Source organism: Alsobacter sp., assembly GCF_059501845.1.
In genome coordinates, this window is sequence record NZ_JCACDK010000011.1 from 313299 (window position 1) to 333952 (window position 20654).

General features: G+C 64.5%; 23 protein-coding genes, 1 tRNA gene and 1 pseudogene. 14 read left to right on the top strand and 11 right to left on the bottom strand.

Features of this window, described 5'->3' with window-relative positions; all coding sequences use genetic code 11:
- Nucleotides 1-2 precede the first annotated feature (2 nt).
- Nucleotides 3-455, bottom strand: a complete 453-nt coding sequence (locus AC5JCN_RS08915) for an iron-sulfur cluster assembly scaffold protein (protein WP_495754682.1) — start codon at nucleotides 453-455, stop codon at nucleotides 3-5.
- Between the two features lie 196 nt (nucleotides 456-651).
- On the opposite strand from AC5JCN_RS08915, the gene folE reads away from it, so the two are divergent.
- The 3 genes from folE (at nucleotide 652) to AC5JCN_RS08930 (ending at nucleotide 2919) form a co-directional block, all read left to right on the top strand.
- Complete coding sequence (gene folE, locus AC5JCN_RS08920) at nucleotides 652-1290, top strand: GTP cyclohydrolase I FolE (protein WP_495754683.1); 639 nt, start codon at nucleotides 652-654, stop codon at nucleotides 1288-1290.
- A 79-nt stretch (nucleotides 1291-1369) separates the two neighbouring features.
- Nucleotides 1370-1798, top strand: a complete 429-nt coding sequence (gene hisI / locus AC5JCN_RS08925) for a phosphoribosyl-AMP cyclohydrolase (RefSeq protein ID WP_495754684.1) — start codon at nucleotides 1370-1372, stop codon at nucleotides 1796-1798.
- A gap of 89 nt (nucleotides 1799-1887) precedes the next feature.
- Nucleotides 1888-2919 (top strand): patatin-like phospholipase family protein, encoded by a 1032-nt coding sequence (locus tag AC5JCN_RS08930; RefSeq protein WP_495754685.1) that lies wholly within the window; start codon nucleotides 1888-1890, stop codon nucleotides 2917-2919.
- A 6-nt stretch (nucleotides 2920-2925) separates the two neighbouring features.
- Here the strand turns inward: AC5JCN_RS08930 and AC5JCN_RS08935 are convergent, their stop codons facing one another.
- Nucleotides 2926-3354 (bottom strand): CBS domain-containing protein, encoded by a 429-nt coding sequence (locus AC5JCN_RS08935; RefSeq protein WP_495754686.1) that lies wholly within the window; start codon nucleotides 3352-3354, stop codon nucleotides 2926-2928.
- A 170-nt stretch (nucleotides 3355-3524) separates the two neighbouring features.
- Nucleotides 3525-4319 (bottom strand): rhomboid family intramembrane serine protease, encoded by a 795-nt coding sequence (locus tag AC5JCN_RS08940; RefSeq protein ID WP_495754687.1) that lies wholly within the window; start codon nucleotides 4317-4319, stop codon nucleotides 3525-3527.
- A 270-nt stretch (nucleotides 4320-4589) separates the two neighbouring features.
- Between AC5JCN_RS08940 and AC5JCN_RS08945 the strand changes: the two genes are divergently transcribed.
- The 3 genes from AC5JCN_RS08945 (at nucleotide 4590) to AC5JCN_RS08955 (ending at nucleotide 6865) form a co-directional block, all read left to right on the top strand.
- The gene (locus tag AC5JCN_RS08945) at nucleotides 4590-5246 is read left to right on the top strand and encodes a PAS domain-containing protein (protein WP_495754688.1); all 657 of its coding nucleotides are present in this window, start codon (nucleotides 4590-4592) and stop codon (nucleotides 5244-5246) included.
- Between the two features lie 48 nt (nucleotides 5247-5294).
- Nucleotides 5295-5900, top strand: coding sequence for a PilZ domain-containing protein (locus AC5JCN_RS08950; RefSeq protein ID WP_495754689.1), 606 nt, complete (start codon nucleotides 5295-5297; stop codon nucleotides 5898-5900).
- A gap of 332 nt (nucleotides 5901-6232) precedes the next feature.
- Nucleotides 6233-6865: a transglutaminase-like cysteine peptidase gene (locus AC5JCN_RS08955; RefSeq protein WP_495754690.1), complete on the top strand. Its 633-nt coding sequence runs from the start codon at nucleotides 6233-6235 to the stop codon at nucleotides 6863-6865.
- A gap of 93 nt (nucleotides 6866-6958) precedes the next feature.
- Here AC5JCN_RS08955 and AC5JCN_RS08960 read toward each other — a convergent pair whose 3' ends face one another.
- Both AC5JCN_RS08960 and AC5JCN_RS08965 read right to left on the bottom strand, forming a co-directional pair.
- Entirely contained in the window at nucleotides 6959-7492 is a 534-nt protein-coding gene (locus tag AC5JCN_RS08960; protein ID WP_495754691.1) for a gamma carbonic anhydrase family protein, read from the bottom strand.
- An 82-nt stretch (nucleotides 7493-7574) separates the two neighbouring features.
- On the bottom strand, nucleotides 7575-7898 hold the full coding sequence (locus tag AC5JCN_RS08965; RefSeq protein WP_495754953.1) for a DUF6949 family protein: 324 nt from the start codon (nucleotides 7896-7898) through the stop codon (nucleotides 7575-7577).
- 141 nt (nucleotides 7899-8039) lie between these two features.
- Between AC5JCN_RS08965 and AC5JCN_RS08970 the strand changes: the two genes are divergently transcribed.
- Nucleotides 8040-8696, top strand: a complete 657-nt coding sequence (locus AC5JCN_RS08970; RefSeq protein WP_495754692.1) for a hypothetical protein — start codon at nucleotides 8040-8042, stop codon at nucleotides 8694-8696.
- A gap of 9 nt (nucleotides 8697-8705) precedes the next feature.
- Here AC5JCN_RS08970 and AC5JCN_RS08975 read toward each other — a convergent pair whose 3' ends face one another.
- Nucleotides 8706-8918, bottom strand: a complete 213-nt coding sequence (locus tag AC5JCN_RS08975; RefSeq protein WP_495754693.1) for a DUF3126 family protein — start codon at nucleotides 8916-8918, stop codon at nucleotides 8706-8708.
- 124 nt (nucleotides 8919-9042) lie between these two features.
- Nucleotides 9043-9894: a serine O-acetyltransferase gene (gene cysE, locus AC5JCN_RS08980; protein ID WP_495754694.1), complete on the bottom strand. Its 852-nt coding sequence runs from the start codon at nucleotides 9892-9894 to the stop codon at nucleotides 9043-9045.
- 203 nt (nucleotides 9895-10097) lie between these two features.
- On the opposite strand from cysE, the gene AC5JCN_RS08985 reads away from it, so the two are divergent.
- On the top strand, nucleotides 10098-10793 hold the full coding sequence (locus AC5JCN_RS08985; protein WP_495754695.1) for an enoyl-CoA hydratase-related protein: 696 nt from the start codon (nucleotides 10098-10100) through the stop codon (nucleotides 10791-10793).
- A 72-nt stretch (nucleotides 10794-10865) separates the two neighbouring features.
- On the opposite strand, the gene AC5JCN_RS08990 is transcribed toward AC5JCN_RS08985, so the two are convergent.
- Nucleotides 10866-11630, bottom strand: a complete 765-nt coding sequence (locus AC5JCN_RS08990) for an alpha/beta fold hydrolase (protein WP_495754696.1) — start codon at nucleotides 11628-11630, stop codon at nucleotides 10866-10868.
- A 140-nt stretch (nucleotides 11631-11770) separates the two neighbouring features.
- Here AC5JCN_RS08990 and AC5JCN_RS08995 point away from each other — a divergent pair, with 140 nt between their 5' ends.
- Complete coding sequence (locus AC5JCN_RS08995; protein WP_495754697.1) at nucleotides 11771-12019, top strand: zinc-finger domain-containing protein; 249 nt, start codon at nucleotides 11771-11773, stop codon at nucleotides 12017-12019.
- 27 nt (nucleotides 12020-12046) lie between these two features.
- Nucleotides 12047-13240 carry an FAD-dependent monooxygenase gene (locus tag AC5JCN_RS09000; protein WP_495754698.1) on the top strand — a complete coding sequence of 398 codons (1194 nt, stop codon included), beginning with the start codon at nucleotides 12047-12049 and terminating at the stop codon, nucleotides 13238-13240.
- Nucleotides 13241-13452: 212 nt separating this feature from the next.
- Here AC5JCN_RS09000 and AC5JCN_RS09005 read toward each other — a convergent pair whose 3' ends face one another.
- Entirely contained in the window at nucleotides 13453-13851 is a 399-nt protein-coding gene (locus AC5JCN_RS09005; RefSeq protein WP_495754699.1) for a hypothetical protein, read from the bottom strand.
- 200 nt (nucleotides 13852-14051) lie between these two features.
- On the opposite strand from AC5JCN_RS09005, the gene AC5JCN_RS09010 reads away from it, so the two are divergent.
- Both AC5JCN_RS09010 and AC5JCN_RS09015 read left to right on the top strand, forming a co-directional pair.
- Nucleotides 14052-14366 (top strand): putative quinol monooxygenase, encoded by a 315-nt coding sequence (locus tag AC5JCN_RS09010; RefSeq protein ID WP_495754700.1) that lies wholly within the window; start codon nucleotides 14052-14054, stop codon nucleotides 14364-14366.
- A 63-nt stretch (nucleotides 14367-14429) separates the two neighbouring features.
- Nucleotides 14430-14515, top strand: a tRNA-Leu gene (locus tag AC5JCN_RS09015).
- Between the two features lie 534 nt (nucleotides 14516-15049).
- Here AC5JCN_RS09015 and AC5JCN_RS09020 read toward each other — a convergent pair.
- Nucleotides 15050-16243, bottom strand: a pseudogene (locus tag AC5JCN_RS09020) (recombinase family protein); the annotation flags it as partial.
- Between the two features lie 823 nt (nucleotides 16244-17066).
- Nucleotides 17067-17285, bottom strand: a complete 219-nt coding sequence (locus AC5JCN_RS09025) for a hypothetical protein (protein WP_495754701.1) — start codon at nucleotides 17283-17285, stop codon at nucleotides 17067-17069.
- A 251-nt stretch (nucleotides 17286-17536) separates the two neighbouring features.
- Between AC5JCN_RS09025 and AC5JCN_RS09030 the strand changes: the two genes are divergently transcribed.
- Both AC5JCN_RS09030 and AC5JCN_RS09035 read left to right on the top strand, forming a co-directional pair.
- Nucleotides 17537-19156 carry a radical SAM protein gene (locus tag AC5JCN_RS09030; protein WP_495754702.1) on the top strand — a complete coding sequence of 540 codons (1620 nt, stop codon included), beginning with the start codon at nucleotides 17537-17539 and terminating at the stop codon, nucleotides 19154-19156.
- Nucleotides 19153-20646, top strand: coding sequence for an ATP-binding protein (locus AC5JCN_RS09035; RefSeq protein WP_495754703.1), 1494 nt, complete (start codon nucleotides 19153-19155; stop codon nucleotides 20644-20646). Before AC5JCN_RS09030 ends, AC5JCN_RS09035 begins: the two co-directional genes overlap by 4 nt.
- The last annotated feature ends 8 nt before the right edge of the window (nucleotides 20647-20654 follow it).

The following is a 20654-nucleotide window of genomic DNA, read 5'->3' on the forward strand; positions in this document are numbered from 1 at the left end:
GCCTACTCCGCCGCCTGCCTCTCGCGGGCGGCCTCGATCTTGCCGATCGCGTCCACGACGGCGTCGAACGTCAGCAAAGTGGATGCGTGGCGGGCCTTGAAGTCGCGCACCGGCTCCAGCACGGCGATGTCGGCCCACTTGCCTTCGCGGATCGGCTCGCCGTTCTCCTTCAGCATCCGCCGCACGCTCTCGCGCAACGCCCGCAGTTCCTCCGCGGTCGAGCCGACGACGTGCCGGGCCATGATGGACGAGGAGGCCTGCCCCAGGGCGCACGCCTTCACGTCGTGGGCGAAGTCGGTCACGGTATCGCCGTCCATGCTGACGTCGACCGTGACGGTCGAGCCGCACAGCTTGGAATGGGCCGTCGACGTGGCATCCGGCGCGGCGAGTCGGCCGAGCCGCGGGATGTCGGCGGCCAGTTCGAGGATGCGCTTGTTGTAGATGTCGTCGAGCATCTCGACCTCGGATCGAACAGGTGACGTTTCTGAAGCAGACGCTCTATATAGAGCGTCGCGGCACCGGTTGCGAGCATGGCGGGGCTGCGACGGCAGCGTCTCACGCCAGCGGGGCCGGTGCGGCGAACGGCCGCGACGATGGTCCGGTCCGACCGGCCGGTCGTAGACGGTGCGTAAGTGAAGCGGGAGGCTCCACATGGATGCCGTGGTTAAGCCCTTGTCCGCGCGACCGGCGTTGCCGATTGCCGACAAGTCTTATGTCAGACGCCCGACGCGGGAGGAGGCGGAAGCGGCCGTGCGCACGCTGATCCTCTGGGCCGGGGACGATCCGGACCGCGAGGGCCTGGTCGACACGCCCAGGCGCGTCGTGAAAGCCTATGAGGAGTTGTTCCGCGGATACCGGGAGAACGCCGACGACGTTCTGTCGCGCGTGTTCGAGGAGGTTGCGGGATACGACGACATGGTCGTCGTGCGCGACATCCCGTTCAGCAGCCATTGCGAGCACCACATGGTGCCCTTCGTTGGGAAAGCGCATATCGGCTACTACCCCAGCGAGGGCGTGGTCGGGCTGTCGAAGCTTGCGCGGGTCGTCGACGTATTCGCTCGCCGCCTGCAGACGCAGGAGACGATGACCGCAGAGATCGTCGCGGCCATCGACGAGGCGCTGAAGCCGCGGGGCATCGCCATCATCATCGAGGCCGAGCACATGTGCATGTCCATGCGCGGCGTACAGAAGCAGGGCGCCTCGACGCTGACCACCCAGTTCACCGGCGTCTTCCGCGACGATCCGGCCGAGCAGGCGCGTTTTCTGACCATGGTGCGCGGCCTTCGCTGAGCCGCCTCTCGGCAGACGCATGACGACGTGCTAGACGGGCGGCGCTTCATCGGGAGCGCCGCCCGCGGCGTTTTGGATCATGGACCAACCCAGGCACGCTCATTTCAGCCCGAAGGGCGGTCGCGTCGAGGTCGAGGAGGGCGCCCAGTTGACGCCCCGCTTTGACGCGGCCGGCCTTGTCACGGCTGTCGTGCAGGACGCCGATACGGGCGAGATCCTGATGGTCGCGCACATGAATGACGAGGCGCTGGCCCGCACCATCGCGACCCGCGAGGGCTGGTACTGGTCGCGATCCCGCTCCAGCCTCTGGCACAAGGGCGACACGTCCGGCCAGGTCCAGACCGTCGTGGAGATGCGGGTCGACTGCGACCAGGATTGCGTGGTGCTGAAGGTGCGCGTGGCCGGTGACGGCGGCTCGTGCCACACCGGCCGCCGGACATGCTTCTATCGCCTCGTGACCGAGGGGCCGGACGGTTCGCCCATGCTGACACTCGATCCCGGGGCCTGAGCGGCGCGATCTTCACCGTTCCCGTGGATTTCATCCGCGATGCGCAGCGTTTGCGCTAATTTGTAGACGCCCTCTCCGGGGACCATCCGATGCTGAATGACCTGCTGGGACGCCGACCGCCACCCCGCGCCCCCGCGGACCACGCGGGGCAGCAGGACGCGGGTTCGCCAGCGTCGTCAGCCTCGCCTCGGGCGTCACGGCGGCCTCGCATCGGCCTTGCCCTGGGCGGCGGTGCAGCCCGCGGCTGGGCCCATATCGGCGTTATCCGCGCACTGGCGAGGGCCGGGTACGAGGCCGATGTGATCGCGGGAACCTCCATCGGGGCCGTGGTCGGAGGTTGCCATGCCGCCGGCAAGCTGGACGAGCTCGAGGTGTTTGCCCGGTCGCTCACCAAAAGCCGCGTGCTGTGGCTAATGGACTTTCACATCGGCTCCGGCCTGATCGGCGGCGAGCGCCTGCGCCGGCTGCTCGATCGTGACCTGCAGGACCGAACGATCGAGAGCCTGCCCGGACGCTTCGCCGCGATCGCCACGGAACTGCGCAGCGGCCACGAGATCTGGCTGACGCGCGGTCCGCTGGTCCACGCCATGCGCGCATCCTATGCGCTGCCCGGCATCTTCGACCCCGTCCGCATCGGTGGCCGGCTGCTCTTCGACGGCGCGCTGGTGAATCCCATTCCCGTCACCGTCACGCGGGCGCTCGCGGCAGAGCTGGTGATCGCCGTGAACCTGAACAACGACATGATGGGCCGCGGTGCCGTCATTCCCGACCATGGCGGCGACGTGCCGCGCGAGGAGATGGCCGAGACCATTGCCGAAGGCCTGTTCTCGCCCGTGATCGGCGCCGCCCGGAGCCTGCAGAAGCGTATGGGCCGCCGCCCAGCCAGCGATCCCGGCCTCGCCAGCGTCATGGTGGACGCGTTCAACATCACGCAGGACCGCATCGCGCGGGCGCGGCTCGCCGGCGACCCGCCGGACGTCCACATCAAGCCCAAGCTCGGCCGCATCGGGCTCTTCGACTTCCACAGGGCGGAGGAAGCCATTGCTCTGGGCGAGGAAGCGGTCGCCCACGCCATGGAGGACCTGCAGACCGCCACGGAGGCCCTGACCAGGACGGGGTGAGGCGGCTCAGGCCGTCGTGATGTATTCCCTGAGAGCTTGTGTCTCGTGCTGGATTTCCTGCAGGCGGAATTTCACGACGTCACCGATGGAGATGATGCCGGCGAGCCGGTCGTCCTCGACCACGGGAAGATGACGGAAGCGGCCCGCAGTCATTTCCTCCATGGCGTCGACGAGCAGCATCTCGCGCGTGCAGGTGACCACCCGGGAGGTCATGTAGCGTGACACCGGGTCGTTCAGGACCTGCGCGCCCAGCGCGAGCGCGCGAACAATGTCACGTTCCGACAGGATGCCGACGACCTTGCCGTCTGCGCCGGCCACGACCAGCGCGCCGATCTTCCGATCCGCGAGTTGCTGGACGGCGTCGGCGAGCGTGCGATGCGGCTGGATGGTGGCGACGTCCCTGCCCTTAGCGTCGAGGATTCGGGCAATCGTCATGTGCGCCTCCTGGATCGTGCTTCTCCCATGGAAGCCCGATGCGTCGCCGGGCTTCCTGTTTCCAGGCCGCGGAGGTGTCCGGCTGATGAGGCCGGAATCCACGGCACTCGGAGCGCGAGTGTGCGCCAATCCCGGCATCCCCGCAACACGAGGTCCCGCCCCCCAAAAGATCAGACGGGATAGCGTGGGACGGGATCGAACAGGGGAAAGAGAAGCAGGCCCGCGAGGAAACCGCCGATATGGGCTTCCCAGGCGATGGTGGCATCGACGATGCCGAAGCTGCTCGCGCCGATGCCTGTCGCAAGGTTCAGGACGAACCACACGATGAGGAAGCGCATGGCCCTGCTGTCCGAGAGGACGCCGCCAAGCGTATGGGCCGGCAGCGCAAACCCCTGGTCCGACGAGGACCGGCCTGTGCCGAGCGGGGCCCCTGGCTGGAAGGCGAAGCGCATCGCGCCCGCCATGCAGCCCGACACCGCCGCCGAGGCCCCGATGACGGGCATGACGTCGTGCAAGTGCGTGACCGTGTGCGCCAGCGCTCCCGCCACCGCGGTGACGATCAGGAAGAGCACGAACCGCACCGGGCCGAAGCGCCGAGCCATGGCCGTGCCGAAGGCGAGCAGCCACACGCAGTTGAGGATGAGGTGCATCCACCCGCCGTGCAGCAGCGAGTAGGTGAAGAGCGTCCAAGGCTTGACGGAATCGCCGTCGACAAGCTCGCGTGCCAGCGCCAGGCGCTGCTGCAATTCCACGTTTCCGGGGTCGAGGGAGAGCCTGTCGGTGAGGATCTGGACGGGATCGTACCCGAGCAGCACCGAAAACCGCACCGGAAAATAGGCCAGCTGGAGGATCAGCTCGATGTCGTCGAGCACGTAGGCCTGCAGCACATACATTCCGGTCAGAACGAGAACCGTGGCGATCACCGCGCCCGGCACGTTGAACATCGGCTCTTTCTGGAATTCCAAGGACCCGGTCCCTCCACAAGGCCCCGGCCTCGCCCTCCTTCTTCGCAAGGCAGGGCGTCCCGATCAAGCCCGCCTGCCGCATGGCACGGCCGCTGCAAGGCCGGCTGGGACGAGCCCTGTCTGTCCCGGTCCGGGGCAGGCCGAGGGGCGAGGGTCCCGCATCGGGACGAAGGCCGTGACATGGCCGGACCGATGCGAGACGATAGTGGCGATGGGCCGTCGGGAAGCCGCCGGCACAGAGCCGGTGCGTGGGGTTACGGGACGCGTAGCATGAAACATCCGGCATCCCGGACCCTGTTCGACTATTGGGACGCGCTGCGTGGCGAACGCACGGCGCCGGAGCGGTCGGAGCTCGATCCCGGCGTGATCCGCAACATTCTCGCCGACACCTTCATCCTGGAGGTCGATCCCGCGCAGACTTTCCCCTTCCGCCTCGCAGGGACCCGCGTCTGTGCGCTGTACGGCCGCGATCTGAAGGGAGTGTCGTTTCTCGACCTCTGGCCCGCCGCCGAGGCGCGATCCGGCCGGGACGTTGTGCTCGGCGTCCTGTCGGAGATGGCGGGTGCCGTGGCCGGCGTCGCGGCGCGCACGGCGGGCGGGACGACGCACGAACTGGAGCTGCTGCTCCTTCCCCTGCGGCACGGCGGGAAGACGCATGCGCGCCTGCTGGGCTGCATCACGGCGGAACAGGCTCCGCCGTGGATCGGGCTCGATCCGGTCACGACCCAGGCGATCACCGGCATCCGCATGCTCGTTCCCGCGGTGGCGCGCCCGGACGCACCGGCCTTCGGGCTCGTGCGACGTCTGGCGGAGCGTCTCAAGCCGGCGGAACGGCGCGGCCATCTCTCGGTCTACACCGGAGGCCGCGAAGACGAGCGTCAGGGCAGCGAGGATCCGGGTTCGGTAAAGCCGGTGTTTACGGATTGACGCAATACTGCATGCGATCGATCCGTAACCCCAGGTCAGTTCCGTCCAATGATGCAGGCCGCACAGCCACAGCAACGCACGGTGGAGCGTCGGCGCCACCAGCGCGTGCCCGTCGTGCTGCTCGGCCGCTTCATGCTGGAGAACCGAACCGAATTTCCTTGTCAGAGCAAGGATTGCTCACCCGGCGGGGTCGCGGTTTTCGCCCCCGTGACCGGCAAGGTCGGTGAGCGCGTCATCATCTATTTCGAGCATGTCGGCCGGGTCGAGGGCAAGATCGCCCGCACCTTCGACAATGGCTTCGCCGTCGCCCTGACGGCCACGCGCCGCAAGCAGGACAAGCTGGCGACGCAGCTCACCTGGCTCGCCAACCGCCACGAACTCGGCCTGCCCGAGGATCGCCGGCACGAGCGCATCGTGCCGCGCGCGACCGGGGCCATCCTGCGGCTCGGCGACGGCACAGAGATCGGCGTGCGGGTCATCGACATTTCGCTCTCGGGTGCGGCGCTCTCCTCGCCGATCCAGCCGCCCATCGGATCGCCCGTGATGATCGGCAAGACGTCCGCCAAGGTCGTTCGCCACTTCGACGGCGGAATCGCGGTGGAGTTCCTGCGCACCTTGCCGGACCAGGAATTCGGAGAGGAAGTCGTTCTCTGACGAGACGGCGCTGCGGCTTTCCGACAATCCGACCGTTCCATGAAAGCCCGGCCTAACGCGATCACGCGATGATGATCGCGAGAGGGTGCCGCCCATCCCGGTTCCTTCCCCGGCGATCCCGGCCGACGTCCCATCCCTTCCCGTCCCGGTTCTGGACCGCCGGAGCCGGCTCCCCCGCGGAGCCGGCTCCTTTTCGTTCGGGCTTTCGCCCAGCTCACGCTGCAGCGGCGCCACATTGGAGCCCGATCCGTTAACCCTTCCTTCACCATTGCATTGCGGCATCCCCGTCCCCTCGATTAACCTCTTGTTTACCAAGTGGGGTGGGGCATCCGATGCGGCGTATTCTCGGATTCCGGGCCGGTTTCTTGAGCCTGGCTCTCGTTATGTGCGGTGCAGCAGAGTCGGCGTCACCCGGCCGCACCATCGTCGCATCGTTCCCGATGGCGGTTCTCGAGGAAACGCGAGGTCCGATCGGCTGGCAGGACTTCTGCCGCAACGGCCATGCGGACGATTGCCGCGTGCCCCGCTTGCCTGCACGCAAAGTGGTGCTGAACGACGCCACCTGGGGCGAGATCGTCAAGGTGAACCGCGTCGTCAACGCCACCATCGAGCAGGTCGAGGATATCGCCCTCTACGGCGTCCAGGAGCGTTGGACCTACCCCGAGAACGGCAAGGGCGACTGCGAGGACCTTGCACTCCTCAAGCGGCGCATGCTGATGAAGGCCGGCATCCCGCGGCAGGCGCTTCTCATGACCGTCGTCCGTGACGAGACCGGCGCGGGCCATGCCGTGCTCACCGTCGCCACCGACCGCGGCGACTACGTGCTCGACAGCAAGACCAGCAAGGTCCTGCCCTGGGGTGACACCGGCTACGGCTACATCAAGCGCCAGTCGCAGGAAGATCCGAACGTGTGGGTGCGCCTCGGCGAGCCCGGCTCGCCCGGCATGACCGTCGCTGGACACTGATTGCCCCCTCGGGGACGCAGGCATGCGGGTCAACAGACCCGCATTACCAGCCGCGCCCGAACCAGGATCCGCGGACTGCGCGGGCCTGACAGCTCAGGCCTCGATCCTCGCCATTCCACGGGCGAACCGGCGCCAGTTCTCGACATAGCGCCGGGCCGCCTCGACGAGGCGCGCGGCGGCCTCGTCGTCGAGCGTACGCACTGCCTTGGCCGGCGACCCAACGATGAGGGAGCGCTCCGGGAACTCCTTTCCCTCCGTCACGAGAGCGTTCGCTCCCACCAGGGATCCCGCCCCGATCCGCGCGCCATTCAGCACCGTCGCGCCCATGCCGATCAGCGCCCCGTCACCCACGGTGCAGCCATGCAGGATGGCCCGGTGGCCGATGGTGCAGTCCGCGCCGACCGTGAGCGGGAAGCCGGGGTCGGTATGCAGCACGCAGCCCTCCTGGACGTTGCTGCCGCGCCCGATGTCGATCAGCTCGGTGTCGCCGCGCAGGACGGCGCCGAACCAGATGCCGACGTCCGACGCCAGCCTGACGGCGCCGATGACGTGGGCATCCGGGGCCAGCCAGTAGTGACCGGCAGGCGGGACCTCCGGGGCGCGTCCTTCCAGGGAATAGAGCGGCATGCGTGTTCTCCGGGCCGGGAGGCGGCCGATGCCGGGAGTTCACGCGGAAGCGGCGCGCGGCGTCAACCCTCCCTGGCTCGCCTCAGGTGAGCATGCCGACGAGGTCGAGGATCACCCGCCCGGATGCCAGGCCCCAGAGGCAGGCGATGATGGTCGCCACCGCGACGAAGCCCATCGGCCGGCGCTCGAAGCGCCTGCCTCTCAGCGTGTTCCGCAGGATGATGAAGGGAGCGGTGAACACGACCAGCGGAACCGACGCGACGGCGGCAGGCCCACCCGTTTCCAGCAGCTCGAAGCCGGCGCGCCGGGTCGTGAAGGCTTCGAACCCCGTGGCGAGGGCACCGGCGGCGCAGACACCGACGACGAGCGCCTGAAACGCACCGACGGTTTCAGGAGTGAGCGACAGCAAGGGGAAGTACTCCGGCGGGACGCTCCGCACGGGGCAGAAGCAGACGCGGCATATTCCTTGGTCTTAACGAGCCGTTAAAGGACATCCTTTAGGGATGGTTAAGGCTCGCCGCCTGTTTCGAGCTACCGCGAGGCGCATATGACCACCCTCGATGCTGCCAGCGACCGCGTTTCTCCGCGGACGCCGGCCTTACCCGTCTGGATCCGGCTGGCAGGCCTGGCGATTGCAGGTCTCGCGGCAGGCGTTGCCGCAGCTGTTATGCTCGGCGGCACGGCGCTTCTGCGACGGGCCGAGCCACGCGAGCGGCCGCCGGTGCGCATGGCTCTGGGCCCTGTTCAGGTGGTGGCTCCGGCCGCCCTGGTGCGCGGAACGCCCGCCGCAGGACGGCTCGACCTTCGCCTGCCTCTGACAGCCGTTCCGGGCGCGGCAGAGATGCGGCTCGCCGTGACGCTGATGCCCGCAGCCGATACGCCGGCGCCCGAGACGCGGGTGTCCAGCCTCTATCCACGCTTCTTCACCGCGGAGGTCGCCAGCGGTCCGGCCGGCCTGATCCGCCGCGGCCTGCGGGCCGGCTCGCCCTACTCCGGGGAATACGTGCTCTTCGCAGTGCCAGACGGGCGGCGCTTCACGGCGCGCTGCGAAGCGGCGGGCCAGGACGGCGCACCGCCGCAATGCCTGGCCGAGTTCCGGCGCCGGGGGATAGACATCCAGCTGCGCTTCACGCCGCCCGATGCGGCGGCGTGGGAGGCGATGGTGTCCGACGCACTGCCGCGAATCGAAGCGATGCTGCGCTGAGAAGGACGGTCAGTCTTCCAGGTCGACGTCGAGGATCGACATGTTGAACGCGTAGGAGCGGTCACCGTCCTCGTCGTCGAGAGAGACGATGCCCACGAACTCCTCGCCGATCATCACCTCTGCCGAATCGGTCTTGCGCGGCCGGGCGACCACCTTGATCGCGCTGTTGTTGAACAGGCGGCGAAGGTAGTTCTGCAGTTTCAGGAGCTCGGTCTTGTCCATGGCCTCCCCGGGGGCTGATGCGGCCGGGCCGCGACGTGCCACGGGATTGCCACGTCGGGAGGCGGGCCGCAAGCGCGGCCGGCTTCACCGCTCGTCCCCGGCGGACCCGATACTGGGCCCCGGCTCAGATGCCGAGGCCGTCGAGCTGAAAATTCTCGACCAGGAGCTGGTCCATGCTGCGCGACGGCTCGGCGCAGCCGGCCTCGCCGACGACACGCGCCGGCACCCCGGCCACCGTGGTGTTTGGGGGTACCGGACGCAGCACGACCGAGCCGGCGGCGACACGCGCGCAGCGGCCCACCTCGATGTTGCCGAGGATCTTGGCGCCGGCGCCGATCAGCACACCCTTGCGGACCTTCGGGTGCCGGTCCCCGATCTCTTTGCCCGTCCCGCCCAGCGTCACGTCCTGCAGCATCGAGACATTGTCCTCGATCACGGCGGTTGCGCCGACGACGAGGCCGGTGGCGTGATCCAGAAAGATGCCGCGCCCGATGCGTGCGGCCGGGTTGATGTCGGTCTGGTAGACCTCCGACGAACGGCTCTGGAGATACAACGCAAAATCTCGCCGGCCCGTGCGCCACAGCCAGTGCGCGAGGCGATGCGTCTGGATGGCGTGAAAGCCCTTGAAGTAGAGGACGGGCTCGATATAGCGCTGGGAGGCGGGATCGCGGTCAGCGACGGCCACGATGTCGGCGCGCATCGCCTCGCCGATGGAAGGCTCCGCCTCAACGGCCTCGGCGAATGCCTGCTCGATCAGGTCGCCGGGCACGGCGGCGTGGCCGAGGCGGCTCGCCACGCGGTGGGCGATGGCCTGCTCCAGCGTGTTGTGGTTGAGAACGGAGGACATGACGAACCCGCCGAGCACGATGTCGCGGCGGGCAATGTCTTCCGCTTCTTCGCGGACGCGGGACCATACGGGATCGATACGCTCGATACTCTGGCGCATCTCCCCCTTGGGGTAGGTGTGTACAGTCATGGCACGCTCCGCGCGTTTAGCTTCAATGCAATAATTAGCACAGGGCCGCGACCCGGGAAGGGCAACGATGCAAATGGGTGAAGACGCGCTTGCGGCGAAGCCGGTGGCCAGCCCTGTCCCCCGGCTCGTGGCGTCCATACGCGGCCCGGTCGCGACGCTGGCAATCGACAATCCAGCAAAAGCGCAACGCGCTCGACCTCGCCATGTGGAAGGCGATTCCGGAGCTCCTGAGCGCGCTCGAGGCGGAGCCGGAAGTTCGCGTCATCGTGATCCGCGGCGCCGGCCATGCCGCCTTCGCCTCCGGCGCCGATATCGCCGAATTTGAAACGGTCAGGGCCACGGCCGAGGGAGCCCGGGCCTACGAGGCGGCGAACGAGGCAGCCTTCGCGGCCGTATCGGCCTGCCGCCGGCCAGTGATCGCGATGATCCGCGGCTTCTGCCTTGGCGGCGGCCTCGGCCTGGCGATGGCGTGCGACATGCGGATTGCCGCCGACGACGCCGTCTTCGCCATCCCGGCCGCACGCCTCGGCCTCGGCTATCCGCCCCGGGCCATGGCGCAACTGGTCGCCGTTGCGGGCGCGCCCTTCGCCAAGGACCTGTTCCTGACGGCCCGGCGCATCGGCGCGGCTGAGGCGTTCGCGGCCGGGCTCCTCAGCCGGATCGTCCCGGGCGGTGATGTCGAAGCGGAAACGCAGGCGCTGGCTGCCACGATCGCCGCCAACGCGCCGCTGACACTGACGGCAGCCAAACGCGCCATCGACGCTGCGGCAGGCTTGCCTGATGCGGCGCAGCCCGCCGAACTGGAAGAACTCGCATCCGCATGCTTCGACAGCGAGGATTACCGCGAGGGCCGGGACGCCTTTCTCGCCAAGCGCTCCCCGGAGTTTCGGGGACGCTGACGCCGCTAAAGTCGTCAGTGATCAACAACTTGCAGCAGGCGCCGGACTCTTTTCAGGAAGATGAGGGTCGCGCTACGGCCGCCTCTCGAGAAACGCGACCACGGCCTCCTTGTGCACCCTGTCGCCGACGGCGAGGTTGTGGTCGCGCCCCGGGATGTCGACGACGACACTGCCCGGGATCAACGCGCCGAGCGCATGCCCATCTCCCGCCACCTCGTCTTTCGTACCGACCGCGATCTGCAGGGGCACCCGGATGGAGCGGGCCTGCTCAGGGGTGAGGGTCTGTCGCGAACCGCGGATGCAGGCTGCCAGGGCCCTGAGGTCCCCACCCGTTTTCTCGGCAAACGCCCGGAACATGCGCTGCATGGGATCGGTGAGGTCGTCGAGCGAAGACGCTTCGAGGGCATCGGCTATGCCCAGCGGCAGGCCGACACCGTCGACCAGATGGATGCCGAGGCCGCCCAGCAAAGCGGAGCGCACGCGGCCCGGCTCGGACATGGCGATGAAGGCGGTGATGCGCGCGCCCATCGAGTAGCCCATCACGTCCGCCCGCTGCACGCCGAGATGGTCCATCAGCGCCAGCACGTCGGCTGCCATCAAATGCGTCGCGTAGGCGGTGGGATCGTAAAGCTTCTCGCTTTCGCCATGACCGCGATTGTCGAGCGCGATCACGCGGCGGCCGGCACGGTTCAGGGTCTTGGCCCAGCCCGTGTTCAGCCAGTTCACGGCATGGGTGGAGGCGAAGCCGTGCACCAGCACGATCGGCTCCCCGTCCCCCTCCTCGGGCGGCAGGTCGACATAGGCGATGCGCACGCCCGACGAAGAGAAGAAGTGCATGGCAGGCTCCGCTCGGCGCGAGACCATAGAAGCCGCACGCGCGCCCCGCAACGCGCCGGAACGGGTCCGCAAGGGTCTGGCGCAGCCCGGCCCCACCCAGTATGGTGCGCCGCGCAAACGAGCCGTCCGGAGCACGATTCATGGCAAACCACATGGTCCCGCACTTCTCCAACGATGCCGGCGTGGCGCGCATCCGGATCGGGGAACGGGAGTTCATGTGCGTGGGCGCGAGCCCGCCCTACGACCATCCCCATGTTTTCCTCGACATGGGTTCTGAGAGCGAGATCGTCTGTCCCTACTGCTCGACGCTCTACCATTTCGACCCCCATCTGCACGGCGCGGAAACTGATCCGCCCGGCTGCCTGTGGCGTGACAAGGCCGCGGCCTGACCGCGGCCCCTCCGGGGGCGTTCCGACATGTCCGAAGCGGAACTGCCGATCCTCGTCGCCGGGGCCGGCATCGGGGGCCTGACGGCCGCCCTGTCCCTGGCGCGCGATGGCCACACCGTGCAGGTGCTGGAGAAGCGCACACGGGTCGACGAGGTCGGCGCAGGCATCCAACTGTCGCCCAACGCATCGCGGATCCTCGTCGCCCTGGGGCTCGGCCCGGCCCTGATGCGCGCCGGCACGGAGCCCGAGCGGCTCGTCGTGCGGCGTGCACGACGCGGCGAGGTGCTCGCGGAAATGCCGCTCGGACCCGCCATGCGCGAGCGCTACGGGGCACCCTACATCCTCGTGCACCGTGCCGACCTGCAGATGATGCTGCTCGACAAGGTGCGCTCACATCCGCGCGTGCGCCTCGTCTTCGGCCGGGAAATCCAGTCGGCCACGCAGGACGGGAATGCCGTAACGGTCGAGACGCAGGCCCGCAGCGGCGCCGAACAATGGCGCGGGCGGCTGCTGGTGGGAGCGGACGGGATCTGGTCCAGAACGGCGGAGATCGTCGCCGGGCGCCCGCAGCCACCGGTCTTCTCGGGTTGCAACGCCTGGCGCGCGACGATGGCCATGGATGACGCTCCCCCTCCCCTCCGCCGGCGTGAGACGACGCTGTGGCTGGGTGCCGGCGCGCATGTCGTCGCCTACCCCGTCCGGGGCGGCAATGAACTGAACGTCGTCGCGGTGACCGAGGACGGGCCGGCCTCGGCGGACTGGGCGCGGCCGGGCGACGCGACCGTCCTGAAGGCGCGCCTGAAAGGCTGGACGAGCGATGTCCAGCACCTCCTCACGGCGGCACGGGAGTGGCAGGTCTGGTCGCTGCACGACCATCTGAAAAGGCCCTGGCTGGCTGGCCGGATCGTACTCTTGGGCGATGCGGCCCACCCCGTTCTCCCGTTTCTCGCCCAGGGTGGAGCCCTCGCCATCGAGGATGCGGCCGTGCTTGCCGCCAATCTGCGGACTACGCCGCAGCACATTGGCAAAGCGCTCGAGGCCTACCAGCGCGAACGCCGGCCGAGGGCTCAGCGCGTGCAGAAGGCGGCTCGCGACAACGCCAGGACCTATCATCTCGGCTCGCCCCTGGCGCTTGCCCGGGACGTCGTGCTTCGACGCCTGGGGGCAGACGGGCTCAGGCAGCGCTATGACTGGCTGTACGGGTGGAAACCACCCATATGAAACGTCACCGATCAGCCATGCGAAATTGACCGTGATGCAACAAGTTTTATGTTAATTTAACAACGCGGGTCGGGCTTCACTCCACTCGGCCCGTTCGCGCCCGGCGGTTCAGTCCAGTTCGCGTTTTCCGCCGGGCGCGATAATGCCACCCGGGGGCTTCTTTATTCAAGAGGTCCGCCCAGCCACGAGGGCTGGGCGGAGGAGATGCCGGGTCAGCGGCAGGCCGTCACGTCGGCTGCTGCGTACGAGCTCGGGCTGGCAAGGATCTGGCGGCACTGGTCAGAGCCATGCACGAGGTTGCTGCGGCCGCCCTGGCCGGCCGAATTGCTCTGGTTCGACTGTCCGCCGACCGTGCCGGTGGTGCCGTTCGACAGCGAGTTGCCGGCGCCGCCGTTCTGGCCGTTGCCGTTGCCTGCGCCCATGCCGCCGCCCATACCGGTGCCATTGCCTGCACCACCGGCGGAGCCGGCCGCGCCGCCCGAACCCGCGCCGCCGCCGGCGCCGCCTGCTCCACCGCCGCCACCGCCGCCGCTCTGCGCCAGCGCACCACCGATGCCGAGCGTCAGCGTCACGCCGGCCACCATCATCATCTTCAACATGTTCGAAGCCATTGGGTGATCTCCGTTTTCCAATCGAGGAGCCACCCAACGCCGCGTGCGGGACAAGTTTCCCCGCGATGCCGTCTTTTCACGGCCCGCTGCCACGGACCGGCCTGCGGCGCAAGATCGCGCCCCTCCGGCCAGCAGCGCGCCGGCCGCTCTGGCGCGCACGCTCCGCCTGAGGCTAGGGTCCTTGCGGGAGGACATGCCACATGACGCATCACGCCATCATCGTCGAGGTCGAGACCAACCCGGGTTGCGAGGAGCAGTACCTGGAGCTTATCCGCGAGCACGCCCGGCTGACGCTGCAGGAAGAGGAAGGGTGCCTCCGCTTCGAGATTATCAAGCCTATCGAGAGGAACGGCACGCCCGTCCCCAACAAGGTCCTGATCAACGAGCTCTACTCCGACGAGCCGGCCGTCGCCCGCCACGAGAAGAATCCGCGCATGCCCGGCCTTCGCGAGCGCGCAAAGCCTCTCGTTGCCAGCCAGCGCCTGATCCTGGCCACGGTGTTCGACCCGACCTGAGCGCGGCACCCGCTTCGCTCACCCCCACGGCCGTGCTATCCACGGCCGTCGCTCCCCTCGGTCGCCCCCTTGGCGGAACTGGTAGACGCACGGCACTTAAAATGCCGGGTCCTCGTGGCGTGCCGGTTCGACTCCGGCAGGGGGCACCATCTACGTACATATCCGCGAACCGATCCTATGCCGCCTTTTTCGCCGTCGGGGAGTTCCTCTCCCTCCTCGGAAACGACCCGTTCCGTATCGAAATCTAAGCCAGTAATTGTGATCTGGCTTTCTGAAACGTTGACGCGGTGAATTAGCCGCATCAGGTATGTCTTCGTAATCGCCCGGTTAGGTCCGAATAGGATCGTTTCAACACGGCCTGTAAACGTCTTTATCTTATCTGCCGTGACCGCAAACAGCGGCCTATCAGATTTTTCAAGGCGCACGATTTCGTCAGATTTTTGGATGCGCTCGCGGGCGAGCAGTTCTACCCTCTCCTTGATCGCAGGCACCTTATTCAGATCGGGTATGTCAGTACGGTACAACGTGAGCCGCTCGATCTCGCGGTCGATTTCCCGCAGGGAGGCCCGAAGGCCACCGAGTGTGTCGGCAGCGTGAGACTCCGATTCGGCCCGCCGCCTCTCAAGGGCTTCCAGCATGGCCGAAAGCCGGTAGGGGTTCATTACCTTCTCTCTCACGGCTCCGAGCACCACTGCATCGAGGATGGCCTCGGGCACAGACGGAACGAAGCAGTCGAACTTTCCCTGCCGAAGAGTGCGATTGCAGTGGTAGTAGCGGTACACTCCGCCGTTGCCTTTCCCCGTGCGGAGCGTCATGGCGCACCCGCACGAGCAGTACGCCAACCCCGACAGCAGGAGCGGGCTGCTAATTGCCTTGCCGCCCTTTATGGGGTTCCTCCTTTCCAAAAGCTGCTGAACCTCTTCGAACTTGGCGGGAGAGATCAAAGCCGGGACGGGGATGATCACTGTGCCCTGTAGGGACTCCGAAAACGGATCTTTTCGAGGCACCTCATTGAAGCGGTATTCGCCCATATATGCCGTATTGGTGAGGACTCGATGCACAAGGTCGAGAGAGAAGCGGCCTCCATTTCGATTTCTGTACCCATTCGAATTTAGATGCTTCGTGATTTGCTTGATGCCAAGGGGCGGCCCCTCACCCGTTCCAAGGAGCGCCAACTGGTAGATCAATTGGATTACAGGCGCGAATTGGTCATCAATTATGGGCCGCTTTCTGACACGCCCATTGTCCAGCACGTCCTCCAGCTTATACCCCAGCGGCGGGAGGCTTCCCGGCCAAAACCCCAATTTCGCCAAGTGAATTCTCGATCTGCGAACATCAACCGACGTTCGAAGCGAGTGGTATTCATCAAATACATTTGTAACTCGCTTCCCGATGAAGCCGCCTGTATCGTTCGAAAATGATTGGGTGAGCGAAATGATTTGAACACCCACAGAAATCAGCCGATTCTCATACTCCCCGAAGCTTGCGGCTCCACGGAAGAAGCGGCTCAACGAGTGAACAAGAATTAGCTGGAACGGCGGCACGACAACGTTCAGTGCGTCAGACATCATAGTCTGAAATGCAGGACGCCGATCATTAGTACCAGTTACGCCCGGCTCAATGTAAATCTTGTAGACCTCAATGTCGCCCCTCTCACAGTATTCTTTTAGCAGTTCGATTTGACTTGGGATCGAGAGGTTACTCTCTACGCTACCGTCGTCAGACACACGGACGTATATTGCCGCCTTTCGCTTCTCCAAAACGTAAGGAGATTTTTCTTCAACAACTCTGCCACGGGCAAGTGCCCTACGTTCTGTCGTTGTGTATCGGCGTTTCTGCTTGTTGTCGAACATAGCGTTCATGTCCTTTCTGAACATATGGGCTTTTCGGCAACGCACGTAGAAGCACACCTAATACGTGGAGTTCTGCTTCTGTTATTGGCATCGACTCTGGAAGAAGCGACACCACTGTGTGGCGCAGCCGACCGGCACTGACCGACTGGTTGGAATTACCGGCTGGCGTTTCGCCAATCGAGCGGCCTTGCCGGTCTGTGCGCGTATGTTCCGCGCCGGTTTCCAGTGGATACGCTTCTGACCCACGCATTACGCGCACTCTTTCGCACGCCGCAGGTCATATATACACAAACCATCGGCGTTTCGCAATTGTCATTGAAGATGTTAGATTCGAACTACTATTCTCTACTCAATCTGTTTCCGAAGATAAGTCGTAAACGAAGAGCCTCGATTACAACACGGCGAAATAAATACGAGATGCGCTATTGTGAGTTCTCAACAGATCGGCTATTTCTCGCCACAATGCGGCGGTTTCAGATTGGCTGTGAAGTGACGCCATTCTTGCTTGCGCCTCTTCCTCGGCCCCTCCATCACGTTCTGCTGGAGGAGCACAGGCCAGCAAGGTGCCGCCCCCGCGCAAGCAACGTCATCCTCGCAGCAGGTTTGACTAACGGGCGTGGCTCGTATGTTTATGAAGTAAGCCCCCTCGGGTCCGTCGAGAGAAGCCACACGGGCTGGCTTGCAGCACTTGCCGCAGACCCAAGCTCCGTCAATGCCATTGGGTATTGGTCAGGTGAGGCGTGCAGCGACTTTTGGCCGGGGGATTGGGAGTATCGCGCACCGGCCTGCCTAATCGAGCAGCTTCGGAGCACCGGCCTTGTGGCGAGCAAGATGACGCTCGGCCAAATTATCCGCATCGGGAGCGCGGACTGACCTCGGCCAGCACCTCTCGGATTTCGTCCAGCGGCTCGCGCACCAGAATGGTCCGGTTCGCCACCATCATAAACGTCTCCTCCCGCAGTTCGTCCACATCGCATAGGAGTTGAATGGCGTTCACCCGGACCACGTTGCGGACTCCGTCTTCGCCTTCCACCTCGATGAACTGACCAAGACGCTCGATGGACATCTCACAACCCTCCAGAATAGAACATAACAGGAACAAACAAGGGGTGCAACGGAAGGTTGTCCGTCCTGCCCCCTTCGCACGGAACGGGGAGCCCTAAACGCGGTGGACGAATACAGCGAAGCCTAGCTTGGGCATTGTAGAATCGAATACCCTTTCTCGTTGGACGACGCAGAGGAGGTGTCCAGCCACGCTCGCTTCGCGGATCGACGGCGGCAGGTTCATGAGATAGGTTGGACGGTCGGAGCGATTCTATGGCGAACAAGAAAATTCTTCTGATTGAGCCCGGATACAAGAACAAGTACCCACCTCTCGGGCTAATGAAGATTGCCCAATATCACGGCCCCTATGGTAAGCGGGATGACGTGCGGTTCATCAAGGGCAAAGATAAAACTGTCGAGACAGTTGCATGGGACCGCGTGTATATAACGACCCTTTTCTCCTTTGAATTTCAGAAGATCGCTGAGACCATCGACTATGCTATTCGGTTGGTAGGGGGCCAAACGCAACGCATCTTCGTGGGTGGCATTGCTGCTTCGCTTATGCATGAACGGTTTCTGACGGAGCCGCGCTGGCGGGGCATCCGCTTCATCAAGGGCCTGCTCGACAAGCCAGCCGGTGAGGCGCTCCAATTGGATGAGGACGACGGCGACTTCTACGCCTCCGAACGCGATGGCACGCCCATCGAGGACATGGTTCCTGATTACTCTATCCTTGACCAAATCGAATACCGCTACCCGGTCAGGGATGCATATTTCGCCTATGCCTCGCGTGGCTGCATCAGGAAATGTCACTTTTGCGGAGTGCCGAAACTGGAAGGCGCTCAACGTGATGCCACACCGCTGCTGGAGTACGTGGCAAGCGTGGACAGGATGTACGGTCCCAAGCGCGACCTCATCCTCATGGACAACAATGTTGTTGCGTCTACCCGTTTCAAGGAGATTATCGCAGAAATTCGCGACCTCGGTTTTGTCCCGAACGCGAAGCTCCAAAGACCGGGCGAGCGAGTCGCCTCTCAGCGTCGCGTTGACTTCAACCAAGGGGTTGATGCGCGCATTCTTTGCAAGGACAAGATGTACCTGAAGGAGCTTTCAAGCATATGCTTGAGCCCCCTTCGTATAGCTTTTGATCATCTAGGGCTTCGCGATCCCTATGAGAAGTCTATTCGGATCGCCCATGAATTTGGATTGAATGACCTGTCGAACTATATGCTGTATAACTTTCACGACACTCCTATGGATTTGTTTGAACGCATGCATCTGAACGTTCGATTGAACGAGGAGCTTGGAATACGAATTTACTCATTTCCTATGCGCTACCAGCCGACCAACTTGCCTGACAGGTCTCACATCGGGGCCAAGTGGAACAGGTTCTATCTTCGCTCGGTGCAAATCGTCCTTCAGGCCACGCATGGGGTCGTTTCGGGGGAGCCCGAATTCTACAAGGCCGCCTTTGGCTCCTCGCATACAGAGTTCGAGGAAATCCTCGCCCGCCCGCACCACATGATCTTCAATAGACAGTGGTACGAACAGCACGACGGACGGCCAGAGCTTGATGAGTATCAGGCCGAAATGAGGAGGCTCTCAGAGAGCCAAAAGGTTGAGCTTCTCGCTTACCTCTCAGATCGAAATCCGAGCAACTTCGCTGCCGATCTGGACGAAATTTCTGATCGCCAACTTCGGCGTGTGGCGCGGTTCTACGAGCCGCTTTCCAAGCGCAAGGAGGCGGAAATTCAGAGGCTCCAACGAGCTAGACTGGCACGCCCGACGGCTGACATCCGATTGAGCGACGAGGAAATCGTGGAGGACGCCGGGTTGGACTTTGACGATTTGTCGCAGAGCATCGCGGCACAGACAACGGAAGTTGCAGCATGACGGCGCGTGCTGCCCGATCCGTCCCCAATGGGGAGTTGGCCGCCCCTGACCTGATCGCTGTCGGTAAGGACATCATCGAACTGGTCACGTCGGGCATGTACGTGTCCCCGATGACAGTCTATCGCGAGTATGTCCAAAACGCAGGGGACTCCATTGACGCCGCCCTAGGCCGCAGATTGTTGTCCGATGGTGAAGGTCAGATCGAGTTCCAGTTTGATCACGCAGCTCGTTCCGTCGTCATTCGAGACAACGGGGTCGGCATCACAATCCGTGATGCGTTCAAGACCATGCTTGCCATTGGCGGTTCGCCAAAGCGGGGCACCAAGGCACGAGGCTTTCGTGGAGTGGGCCGCCTCTCGGGACTTGCCTACTGCAAGGAACTTGAGTTCCGCACAAAAGCGGAGGGAGACCAGAGTGTCGCCGTCATATCATGGGACTGCAAAGCTCTACGCTCTCGCCTCCTTGACGGTGCATACTCGGGCGACCTGAAGAGCCTTATCTCGGAATCAGTGACCCTCTGGCTTGAGCCTGCGGATGCGACGGAGGAGCACTTTTTTCAGGTCACCATGCGCGACGTTTCGCGCCATCGCCACGACTTGCTGCTGAATGAGCAGGCGATTGAGCGCTACCTAGCCCAAGTCGCGCCGGTCGCGTTTTCGCCGGAATTTGAATTTGGCCCATCGATCCAAGCTCACCTCGACAAACACGGAGTGAATCCACCAGTTCGATTGATCATCGCAGGCAAACCGATCTACCGGCCATTCAAAAACGAGTACGTCTTTTCGAACGGATCACCCCCCGTCCGCATTAACTCCGTCGAGTTCTTTGAACTTGCTGACGTAGACGGAGAGGTCGGGGCGGTCGGGTGGCTTGGCCATCATGACTACACGCGGAGCATCCCGCAGAACTTGGACATAAGGGGGCTCAGAGCGCGGTCTGGCAACGTGCAGATCGGTGAGGATGACCTGTTCCAAGACACCTTCCGAGAGGAACGGTTCAATGGATGGGCAATTGGCGAGGTCAGCATTCTGGACCGTCGTGTGATCCCGAATGGGCGACGCGATAACTTCGAACTCAATCACCACGCCTATAACCTCATTGCCCAACTCCAACCCATCACGCTTGCCATCTCCAATAGATGCCGAACGGAGTCGGTCGCCAGAAACATCGTGACTATCGCGCGCAACACCTGCGATACGACCCGGACGCGGCTTGAGCTTGGCAATCTTTCCGGCGCAGAGATTTCAAGCCTGCGAGCCGCCATTCAGCGTGCGCAGGCAAAGCTAGCTAAGATCAAGGCTACAGAACAGTCGGCTGGCGAACTGTCCGCAACGCTGGCGTCCCTCGACCTTGAACTGATGAATTTGCGGCCTCAAGCGCAACAGTCTGTGCTCGTGCTTGACGAGGCGTTATCCATAGTGAGTCGCATCGTCACAAATCGCGAACAGGCTAGAAGATTAATTGAGGCTCTTCGGCAAGTCTGTAGCTAACAAGCTGA